Genomic DNA, 10,568 nt, shown 5'->3' on the forward strand with positions numbered 1-10,568 from the left:
AATATGGTCCTTTATTGGACGTTTCCTTTACCTTTGTCTGTTTGCCTGGCTTTTACCGGCTTTAATCAGTGCTTCCTCAGAATCAAGTCAATTCTCTTCTTGCGGCACTGAGCTATCATCCGGCAAAACTCTGGCCGTTCTTTTGTGTTTAAACCAGTAGCTCTTTCTGCAAAAATGCCGGCACTTTCCCAATTGGGATTTGCTGAAATCNGCTGTGAATAGTNCCGCTCCTGTANTTCNATACTTCTGNTCTGCTCCTCCAACTCTGTACTGACCCGGCAGTAAGCAGCTACACGAAGATGACGCAGTTCCATTGGACGATGGCCTTGCGCAGGAAGAATTTCAGTCACCTTTCGCANTCGCACGACCTCCCGCAATTTTCCTCATTATATCAAAGCGAGAGCTTCATGGCAATGTGATTTTGCGGTTCTTTGGAGCGGCTCAGTTTCTCCTGCTGTACCGCCATAAACATCTCGTCAGAAATAATGGTCTCATGGGAGCCGGTGTAGAGATACCGTTCCATGAGGCCATTGTTTTCGTTCTGGACAGCGCCGATGCTGAGCGTCTTCTGGAGCAGCACCCGTCCGGTGTATTTTTCATTGGAGAGCAGTTTGTCAATTGCCTCCCGATTCCATTTGGGCATGCCAGTGGGGGAGGGAATGCCCTGCCTTTCCAGACCAGCAGCAATTTTCCCAAGGCTGTCACCAGCAAGATACCGTTCAAATATCCAGCTCACCACCTTGGCTTCGTCCGGATTTATTTCCAGTCCTCCATCAGAATTGATCGTGTATCCGTAGCACTTGCGCTTTGCCATTTTGGACCTGCCGTCCTGAAAGCCTTTCCGGAGACCGTTCTTAATTGCTTCACTTTTTTGTATCACGTTCATTATAATTCTCCTTCGATNAATAAAAATACCGCAGTGAAATTACTGCGGCGCAACGAGTTTTTGCATTCTGTATATAAAAATTGACAGACCAACCNCTTGGCGGTCTGTCAACTTATCATNNTGACCCGGCGGGGATTCGAACCCCGGAGCCAGTGCATGGTGATGTTCGGGATCGTCCTGTCCAGCTGTTTGGGCCCCGGCTTGCCAGACCTCCGCTGTTCCAGGTCCGCCGGGGTCCGGGTCCCGTATTTCTCGTTCAGAAGCCGCATATAGGAGTCCCAGAGCTTTTTTCAGGCTGAGTCCGTCAGAACGCCGCCGTGAGCGCTGGGAATCACCAGCAGGTTATCCCGGGGCAGCTCCGCCATGTAGGCCGCAAGCCTCTGGGGAATATCCACCGTCCGCATACCAGCGGCGGTCTTGGTGACATGCCGGAGGCTGGGGACGCCACTGGAATCGCACTCCATCGCCTTGTTGACGGTGATGGTCCGGGCTTCCGGGTCCACGTCCGCCCAGGCGGCGAAACTGTCCCTCTGGGCAAGAACGTCCAGCCCCGGCCAAGCTGGAGGCGGACGGCGGTTTCCTTTGTCACTTTTATGAAAATAAGAGAAAAAGAATGGGAACGGCTGGCAGGACATCCCCCGGATAAAAAAGGGCTTGCAAAAAGGGCGGTCCCTCAGTATAATGACAAATGGCTGTGTGCCGATTTTAATTCTGACAGACAGACGGAGTAAGCGACTATGAAAAAGATTGAGTTTTCACAAAAGAGCGCGGAAGGAAAGCAGACCCGTATCGGCAAAAAAGTGGGCAATGTGGTCGTCATCATGCAGATGATATCCGTTGTCTTCGCCGTGGGCATGTGCGTGATTATGTTCCGCTCTTTGGCAACCGGGATGCTGGAGCAGCGCTGCACCAACGGCACCAATATGCTGGACTACGTCCTGAGCCAGACCGGCGGCACAGAAGACGTCAACCAGTTGCTGGATGATCTGAAAAGCCGCATGGGCTGTGAGTTTACCATCTTTGAAGGAAATACCCGGGCCTACACCACCGTAGTCCAGAACGGGCAGCGGGTGGTGGGCACCACGTTGTCCTCCGAGCTGTCTGAAATTGTGCTGCAAAAAGGACAGAGCTATGTGGGCAGGGCAACCATTCTGGATGAGGAATATCTGTGCTCCTATGTTCCCACCAGAGACGCCGCCGGAGCGGTCAACGGCCTCCTCTTTGCCGGGATCTCTTCCGCGGAGGCCAACCATCAGATTTTTATGACGGTAATCTATACCATCCTGGTGAGCCTCGCCGTCATCGTTGTGTGCATNTTTTTCCNCACGGCGTACCTGAAAAAGACCGTTTCCTCTCCCCTGGCGGAGATTACCCGGGTGGCCGGCCGCCTGGAGCAGGGTAACCTGGGACTTTCCGGCGGCGAGGAGGGCGGCATCGCCATTCACTCCAACGACGAGGTGGGCCAGTTAGCCCTTATTTTTGAGAGGACGATCCGGCGGCTCCGCTCCTACATCGGCGAGATTGCCTCCGTATTGGACTCCATTGCCTCCGGAGACTTGACCGCCTCCGCCCGGCAGGAATACGTGGGAGACTTTATGTCCATCAAGGTCTCCCTGGACAGCATCCAGTCCAAGCTGAATGAGACCATGAGCCAGATCCGGGAAAGCGCCGAACAGGTNTCCGCCGGAGCCGAACAGGTGTCNAATANCGCNCAGGCCCTGGCCCAGGGCGCCACGGAGCAGGCCAGCTCCGTCGAGGAGCTCTCCGCCACCATCAGCGACATCTCCGGAAACGCCCGGCGGACCGCCCAGGCCACGGAGGAGGCCGGTCAGTTTGTGGAACAGGCGGGGGGCCAGCTGGGCGTCAGCATGGAATACGTCAAGCAGCTCAACGTGGCGATGGGCAAGATCNCCATTTCCTCCGAGNAAATCAGCAAAATCATTGCCGCCATCGAAAACATTGCCTTCCAGACGAACATCCTGGCCTTGAACGCCGCCGTGGAGGCGGCCCGGGCCGGGACGGCCGGAAAGGGCTTTGCCGTGGTTGCCGACGAGGTCCGCAACCTGGCCAACAAGTCCGACGAAGCCGCCAAAGCCACCAAGGACCTGATTGAANGCTCCATCGCNNCCGTGGCCGAAGGCAGCCATGTGGTGAGCGAGGTAACCCAGTCCCTGGATCGCACCAGCGTCAGCGCCGGCGGCGTCACGACCCAGANGTCCATCGTGGTAGAGGCGGTGGAAAAGCAGACCGCTGCGATCAGCCAGGTTACGGAGGGGATTGACCAAATCTCCAGCGTGGTGCAGACCAACNCCGCCACCNGTGAGGAAAGCGCCGCCGCCAGCCAGGAGCTCTCCTCCCAGGCCAGCCTCCTCAAGAGCCTGGTGGCCGCGTTCCGCCTGAAGTAAGGCCCGCCGGCTGGGCGGCTTGCCTGCGCATGTATACTTAATGAGACAGCCCTTTTCCCTCAGCGATAGACAAGGAATTCCCCTTACCGCTGCGCTTCCCGCCCCGAAGGGGCGGAACGCTCTGCCGGATGGGGAATTCCTTTGCTTTCCACCCGCAAAGGCCGCGCCGGTTTGCGGGCGGCGGAGGACGAGGGGCGGTTATGTGCGGGGAAATTCTGCGCAGTATGCACAAAAGCACTGGACTTCGCCAAAGGCTTATGGTAAAATTTAAATTCTAACTATACAGATTCCCCGGACTCGACGGGGAGCNTGGAAGAGGTGCTTTGCCATGCGCGAGGAGATGCGGACCTTTGGATATCTCTGCCCAAAATGCGGGAAGCCCGTTATGAAGGCACGCTCCGTTTTTGCGCTGGAGGCCTCCGGCGCGGAGGTGGAGTGTGACTGCGGCGGCTCCGCCCTGACGGCGGCCTTTGNCGGAGAGCGCTNCCGGCTCACCGTCCCCTGCGGTCTCTGCGGGGGGACCCACACCGCCGTCTGTTCCCGGAAACAGGTGCTGGAAGGGGCCGTGGCCCTGGCCTGCGCCGNGACGAAGCAGTTTTGCTGCTTCATCGGCCCGGAGGGCACCGTGGACCGGCAGCTCAGGGAGCTGGCTGTCCTGGCGGAGAAGGAGAAGCGNCANGGGGACAACGAGGCCTTCCTGGATAACGTTTTCATGTACGAGGTCCTCTCGGAGCTCCGGGACATCGCCGCCCGGAAGGGAATCTCCTGCGCCTGCGGCAGCGAACGTTACGGCATGGAGGTCCGGCGGTCCGCCGTGGACCTCATCTGCCGGGACTGCGGGGCCAGGCTCCGGGTGCCCGCCGCCACGGACCGGGACCTGGACGACCTGTGCTGCCACATGAAACTGGTTCTGCCGGGGAAGAAATAAAGGGGAGAGAGCGGTATCAACGTGCCGCTCTTCCGCATATCCTCTAACGTTTATGAGTTCCTGGAAGGGAGTGGAGTTTGTNATTTCGATTCTGGCCCGCCGGTTCCTCAGGCCCGAGGGGAAGACGGAGGCCCAGCTGCGGCGGGGTTACGGCATCCTCTGCGGCGGGGTGGGCGTGTTTTTAAACCTGCTGCTGTTTTTGGGAAAGCTGCTGGCGGGCCTGGCCTCCGGGTCCATCGCCGTAGTGGCGGACGCCGTGAACAACCTTTCCGACGCCGGGTCCTCCGTGGTCACCCTGCTGGGCTTTCGCCTGGCGGAGCAGAAGCNGGACCACGAGCACCCCTTCGGCCACGGGCGGATGGAGTACCTCTCCGGCCTGGTGGTGGCCATGCTGATCCTGCTGATGGGCTTCGAGCTGGCCCAGTCCTCCGTGGGGAAAATTCTGCGCCCTGTCCCGGCGGAGACCGGCCCCTGGGTGACCGCAGTCCTCTGCGCCGCCATCGCGGTAAAGCTCTACATGGCCTTTTACAACCGGCGGATCGGAAAGCGCATCGGCTCCACCGCCATGGAGGCCGCCGCCCTGGACTCCCTCAGCGACTGCGCCGCCACGTCGGTGGTGCTGGCCGCCTCCCTGGTGGAGCGGTATACGGGCGTGGCTCTGGACGGATGGGGGGGATTGCTGGTGGCCCTGTTCATCCTCTGGTCCGGCGTCCAGGCGGTTAAGGCCACCATGGACCCCCTGCTGGGCACGCCGCCCTCGGCGGAGTTCGTGGAGAAAATCNGGTCCCTGGTCCTGTCCCACCAGCCCATCCTGGGGGTCCACGACCTCATCGTCCACGATTACGGCCCCGGGCGGCGGATGATCTCCCTTCACGCCGAGNTCCCCGCCAGCGGGGAACTGCTGGAGCTCCACAACCGCNTTGACCATGTGGAGCGGGAGCTCCGGGAGCGCCTGGGCTGCGAGGCGGTAATTCACATGGACCCGGTGTGCACCGACGACGGCGTCACCCAGGAGACCCGCAAGCGGGTGGAGGCCTTGGTCCGGTGCATCGACGGGGACATCACCATTCACGACTTCCGGGTAGTGCCCCGGAAGGGGCACGCCCATGTGATTTTCGACGCGGCGGTGCCCTTCGACTTCCGCCTCACGGACCAGGAGGTGGAGGAGAAGATCCAAAGCGCCGTCCAGGTGCTGGACAGCGGCTTCCAGGCCAAGGTCCGGGTGGAGCGGTCCTATACTTGAAAAGAGGTATTTTCCCCGGGGCGGANCGCTGTGTCCGCNCTTTCCTGATCTCCAGGGCGGAATGGCGCGGGGGGGCGCGCCGTTTGGCACTTGACAAANCTCGGTCATCTATGTATACTAACCATAGATGACCGAGGCATTGTGAAAGGAGGCGCGCCATGAAAATCGACAAGAGCCTGATGAGCGGCAGCACGACGCTGCTGGTCCTCTCTTTGCTCTCGGGGGAGGAGATGTACGGCTACCAGATGATTACCGAGCTGGCCCGGCGGTCCAACCACGTCTTCGACCTGAAGGAGGGGACCTTGTACCCCATTCTCCACNGCCTGGAGGCGGAGGGGCTGGTCAGCGTCCGGGAAAAGAAGTCCCCGGNGGGCCNGACNAGGAAGTACTACCGCATCACCCGGAAGGGCGGCCGGGCCCTGGATGCCCGGAAGGAGGAGTGGGCGACCTTCCGGGAACAGGTGGACGCGGTGGTCAACAGCGCCTCCCCGGCGTGAGGAGGGCGGTGCCATGCGCAGCAATTTTCAAATCTGGGTGAACGCCGTGCGCGAACAGGTCCGCTTCCGGNCGGACCACCGGAGCATCGAGCTTGAGCTTCGGGACCACTATGAGGAGCACGTCCGGGACCTCCTCCGCCTGGGCCGCCCCCGGGAGCTGGCGGAGGAGCGGGCCCTGGAGGCCATGGGAAACGCCCAGGAGGTGGGCCGGGCCCTGGACCGGGTACATAAGCCCTGGCTTGGCTGGCTGTGGGAGGTAAGCCGCCNTCTGGTGCTGCTCCTGGCGCTGCTGCTGGCCTGGAAGGTCTGGCAGAATGANTCCAACACCCGCTCCCTGACGGCTCTGACCTGGAACCAGCTCACCGGGAGCGTCCCGGCTTCCGCCGGTCACGCCGCCACAGACTATCTGGACCTNTGGCTGGCTTCCGGGGANCCCGANCCCTACGCNGGTACCTATTGGGAGGACGCGCTTCCCGACGAGTCCCGGCTCCAGGTCCCCCTCATCCTCTGGGTGGAGACTCAGGACGTGTTCCACGATAACCTGGAGGGCCTGTATCAACGCCTGGAAATCACCGCCGACGGACAGTCCCTTCCCTGGGGACGCTACACGGGGGACGGCGAGACGCCGCTGGAGAGCGGGTACTGGCTGTACGGCCCCGCCAAACGCGGCTGGACCCGCTGCTGTGACCAGATCGTCCTGGTCCTGGACGGCCCGCCCCAGCGGGTGGAGGTCACCCACCCCCGGGGAAACTGGACGCTGACAGCGGAATGGGAGGGAATGTCATGAGGCATTGGAACCGGGGAAAGAAAACGGTCCGAAATTTCCTCCTGGCCCTCCTGCGGGTGTTCCTGATCTATGCCTCCCAGGGCTTCCCGCCCTATACGGTGNGGGGCATATGCCGTCAGGTGCGGCACGACTACCTTCTCGGGGAGCTGGAGCCCCTGTATGTCCAGCGGGACTGGCGGCACCCTTCCGCAAACCGGTACGAGCGCTATACCACCGTGGCGGCCCGGTGCGGGGAGACCTACACCATCTTCCGTTACGCAGACGGTCTTCTGGGAAGCCATCGGGACTGGTCCGACCTGAGCCCAGTCTTTGGCGAAGGGGCCGTCTGCGTCGCCAGGGGCGGAAAAATCTACGCGGCGGGCCACTTTGCGGAGGCCGCCACCGCCGTGGCCGTGGTCCGGGCGGAGAAGCCCCCGGCCCCCAACGGAAACGTGGAATGCCGGGAGTTCATGCTGGAGGGGGAACGGCTGGCGGACCAAGTCTTCGTCTTTCCCTATGAGACGGATTACTCCAGCTTTGAAGGGGAGCATATGGGGGAAGAAGACCTGGTCCTCCCTGCGGTAGTTGAAATGTGGTATCGGAAGCCCGCCCCCAATGCGGACCCCGGCCTATACTATTTTGAGAACAAAGATCTTCCCTGTACCGTGACGCTGTACAGCGAGGCGGGAGAAGCGCTGGAGACTTTTGACCTGACGGTGACGACCGAGGGGATCCGCAGCTGGTGGTGACAGCAAGAGGACGGTATCGTTCGATACCGTCCTCTTGTTGGTTAAAGCAATTCCGCGTTGCCGTCGCTTCGGCCTGGTGAATCACCAGACAGCCAGAGCGGGATAAAGTTCTTTTTGGGAACCTTTGTCTTTCAAGAAAAAGGTTCAGCCTTTGAACTCCACAAACAGCTCCCGCACGGCGTTGGGGTCCGCCGGAGCGGCCTTCTGCGCCGGGGCGGCAGGAGCGGNGGCGGGCTCNTCATGGGGCCCGTCCCGCCAAGCCAGGAACTTGGGCGCCACCTGGGGGAACAGGGCCAGGGACAGCACGTCCTCGTCGCTCTTGGCGATGTCCTTGAACTCCTCCCGGTACTTCTCCACCTCCGGCTGGAGCTGGTCNGCCGGGCGGCAGGTAATCACGTCCTCGGGCTTGATGCCCGCCAGGGCCCGGACTTCCTCGTTGACNTCGCCGGGAACCTGGCCGTACTCACCCCGGAGGAGGCCCTTGGACTCCTTGGGGAAGGTCTTGTACTTGCCCACCACCACGTTCATAACGGCCTGGGTGCCCACGATCTGGCTGGTGGGGGTGACCAGCGGGGGATAGCCGAAGTCCTTGCGGACCCGGGGAATCTCCGCCAGCACGTCGTAGTACTTCTCCTCCTTGTTCGCCTGCTTCAGCTGGGAAATCAGGTTGGAGAGCATGCCGCCGGGCACCTGATAGAGGAGGGTGTTGGTGTCCACGTTCAGCACCTTCGGGTCCAGGCTGCCCTGCTCCTTGAGCTTCTGGGCGACCTTGCGGAAGTGGGCGGCGGCCTCGCTCATTTTGTTCAGGTCCAGCTTGGTGTCCCGGACGGTGCCCTGGAGGGTGGCCACCAAAGACTCCGTGGCGGGCTGGGCCGTGCCGTTGGCCAGGGGGCTCAGGGCCGTGTCCACAATGTCCACTCCGGCGTAGGCCGCCATGAGATAGACCATGTCGCCGGTGCCGGTGGTGTTGTGGGTGTGGAGGTGAATGGGGATTTTCACAGTTTCCTTCAGCTTCTTCACCAGGGAATAGGCGTCCATGGGCAAAAGCAGGTTCGCCATGTCCTTGACGCAGATCACGTCCGCGCCCATCTGCTCCAGCTCCAGGGCCAGCTTCACGAAGTACTCCTCGTTGTGGATGGGGGAGATGGTGTAAGACAGGGTAGCTTCCACCATGCCGCCGTATTTCTTGGTGGATTTGATGGCCTGTTCCAGGTTCCGCACGTCGTTCAGGGCGTCAAAAATTCGGATGATGTCGATGCCGTTTTCAATGGACTTGCGGCAGAAGGCGTCCACCACGTCGTCGGCGTAGTGCTTGTAGCCCAGGATGTTCTGGCCCCGGAAGAGCATCTGGAGCTTCGTGTTGGGCAGAGCCTTGCGGAGCTTCCGCAGACGCTCCCAGGGGTCCTCGTTGAGAAAGCGCATGCACGAGTCGAACGTCGCGCCGCCCCAGCACTCCAAAGACCAGTAGCCGATGGAGTCCAGCACCTCACAGGCGGGGAGCATGTCCTCCNCCCGCATCCGGGTGGNCGCCTGGGACTGGTGAGCGTCCCGGAGGATGGTGTCGGTGATATACAGGGGCTTCTTAGACAAAAATTCCATAGCCATTACAATACCTCCTATCTATCAGCCGAACAGGGAGATCATCACGCCCGCGGCGATGGCGGAGCCGATGACGCCGGCCACGTTGGGGCCCATGGCGTGCATCAGCAGGAAGTTGCTGGGATTGGCCTTCTGGCCCTCCACCTGGGAGACCCGGGCGGCCATGGGCACGGCGGATACGCCGGCGGAGCCGATGAGGGGATTGATCTTTTCTTTCAGGAACAGGTTCATGATCTTGGCCAGAACCACGCCGCCGGCGGTGCCGAAGCCGGAGGCCACGATGCCCATCAGCATGATGGCGATGGTCTGGAGGCTCAGGAAGGTCCGGCCCGTGGCGGTAGCGCCCACGGACACGACCAGGAAGATGNTGACGATGTTGATGAGCTCGTTCTGCACCGTCTTGCTCAGGCGCTCCACCGCGCCGCACTCCTTGAAGAGGTTGCCCAGCATCAAACAGGCAATCAGAGGAGCGGCGGAGGGCACCAGCAGGGCCACGAAGATGGCGACCATGATGGGGAAGATGATCTTCTCGGTCTTGGAGACCTGCCGCAGGGGCTTCATGACGATCTTCCGCTCCGCCTCAGTGGTCAGAAGCCGCANANTGGGAGGCTGAATGACCNGCACCAGGGCCANGTAGCTGTAAGCCGCCACGGCGATGGGGCCCAGGAGCTCCGGGGCCAGCTTCGTCGCGCCGTAAATGGCGGTGGGGCCGTCCGCTCCGCCGATGATGCCGATGGACCCGGCCTGGGCGGAGGAGAAGATGCCGGACATCCGGCAGCCCACGAAGGTCATGAAGATGCCCAGCTGCGCCGCCGCGCCCAAAAGCAGGCTCTTGGGATTGGCAATCAGGGGGCCGAAGTCGGTCATCGCNCCCACGCCCATNAAGATCAGGCAGGGGTAGATACCCAGCTTGACGCCCAGGTACAGGATGTCGATAAGGCCCGGCGTGATGGACTGACCCACCGTGGCGGTAGCCAGCACGGCGNCGGAAACGNCCACCGCCGCCAGCTCCGCCAGGAACTCCGCCGTGACGGGGGCCCCGCCGATGAGGTCCCAGTGAATGTGTCCTCCGGCGAAGAAGATCTCNTGGTACATCTCCGNGCCGGGGAGGTTGGTGATGAGCATGCCGAAGGCGATGGGCACCAGCAGCAGGGGCTCAAATTTCTTGACGATACCCAGGTAGAGAAGGCCGCACGCGATGAGGAGCATCACCAGGCACTTCCAGTTGTCCCCCTGGGCAAACAGCGCGAATCCCGAGCTGTTTACAAAATCCAGTATAGCTTCCATTCCAGTCCCTCCAGCGCCTTACTGGATGACGCACAGCAGCGTGCCGGACTCCACCGCCGCGCCCTTGGCGGCGTTGATGGAGGCCACCTTGCCGTCGCAGGGGCACATGATTTCGTTTTCCATCTTCATGGCCTCCAAAATCATCAGCACGTCGCCCTTCTTCACGGAAGCGCCCTGGCTGACCTTCACGTCCCGGATGGTGCCGGGC

Annotated in this window: 10 protein-coding genes; 4 read left to right on the forward strand and 6 right to left on the reverse strand. The window is 61.4% G+C overall.

Annotated features, from left to right (window positions below; translation table 11 throughout):
- Window positions 1-65: 65 nt before the first annotated feature.
- The 3 genes from JX325_RS18100 to JX325_RS08270 all read right to left on the reverse strand — a co-directional run bounded on the left by JX325_RS18100 (window position 66) and on the right by JX325_RS08270 (window position 1,389).
- On the reverse strand, window positions 66-314 hold the full coding sequence (locus JX325_RS18100) for a recombinase family protein (RefSeq protein WP_243413996.1): 249 nt from the start codon (window positions 312-314) through the stop codon (window positions 66-68).
- A gap of 77 nt (window positions 315-391) precedes the next feature.
- On the reverse strand, window positions 392-886 hold the full coding sequence (locus JX325_RS08265) for a recombinase family protein (RefSeq protein ID WP_204790687.1): 495 nt from the start codon (window positions 884-886) through the stop codon (window positions 392-394).
- Between the two features lie 290 nt (window positions 887-1,176).
- Complete coding sequence (locus JX325_RS08270; RefSeq protein WP_204790688.1) at window positions 1,177-1,389, reverse strand: hypothetical protein; 213 nt, start codon at window positions 1,387-1,389, stop codon at window positions 1,177-1,179.
- Window positions 1,390-1,623: 234 nt separating this feature from the next.
- Between JX325_RS08270 and JX325_RS08275 the strand changes: the two genes are divergently transcribed.
- The 4 genes from JX325_RS08275 to JX325_RS08290 all read left to right on the forward strand — a co-directional run bounded on the left by JX325_RS08275 (window position 1,624) and on the right by JX325_RS08290 (window position 5,959).
- Window positions 1,624-3,291, forward strand: coding sequence for a methyl-accepting chemotaxis protein (locus JX325_RS08275; RefSeq protein WP_204790689.1), 1,668 nt, complete (start codon window positions 1,624-1,626; stop codon window positions 3,289-3,291).
- A 328-nt stretch (window positions 3,292-3,619) separates the two neighbouring features.
- Complete coding sequence (locus tag JX325_RS08280; RefSeq protein WP_204790690.1) at window positions 3,620-4,219, forward strand: hypothetical protein; 600 nt, start codon at window positions 3,620-3,622, stop codon at window positions 4,217-4,219.
- 70 nt (window positions 4,220-4,289) lie between these two features.
- Window positions 4,290-5,462: a cation diffusion facilitator family transporter gene (locus JX325_RS08285; protein WP_243413995.1), complete on the forward strand. Its 1,173-nt coding sequence runs from the start codon at window positions 4,290-4,292 to the stop codon at window positions 5,460-5,462.
- Window positions 5,463-5,620: 158 nt separating this feature from the next.
- A complete protein-coding gene (locus JX325_RS08290) occupies window positions 5,621-5,959 on the forward strand; it encodes a PadR family transcriptional regulator (protein WP_204790692.1) in 339 nt (112 codons plus the stop codon).
- Between the two features lie 1,659 nt (window positions 5,960-7,618).
- On the opposite strand, the gene JX325_RS08295 is transcribed toward JX325_RS08290, so the two are convergent.
- The 3 genes from JX325_RS08295 to JX325_RS08305 form a co-directional block, all read right to left on the reverse strand.
- Window positions 7,619-9,073 (reverse strand): pyruvate carboxylase subunit B, encoded by a 1,455-nt coding sequence (locus JX325_RS08295; protein WP_374220598.1) that lies wholly within the window; start codon window positions 9,071-9,073, stop codon window positions 7,619-7,621.
- Window positions 9,074-9,097: 24 nt separating this feature from the next.
- Complete coding sequence (locus JX325_RS08300) at window positions 9,098-10,360, reverse strand: sodium ion-translocating decarboxylase subunit beta (protein ID WP_204790694.1); 1,263 nt, start codon at window positions 10,358-10,360, stop codon at window positions 9,098-9,100.
- A gap of 18 nt (window positions 10,361-10,378) precedes the next feature.
- Window positions 10,379-10,568, reverse strand: a 190-nt coding sequence (locus tag JX325_RS08305) for an acetyl-CoA carboxylase biotin carboxyl carrier protein subunit (protein ID WP_204790695.1), incomplete at its 5' end; no start/stop codon positions are given.

Source organism: Oscillibacter sp. CU971 (assembly GCF_905219725.1).
In the GTDB taxonomy this organism is placed as follows: Bacteria; Bacillota; Clostridia; order Oscillospirales; family Oscillospiraceae; genus Oscillibacter.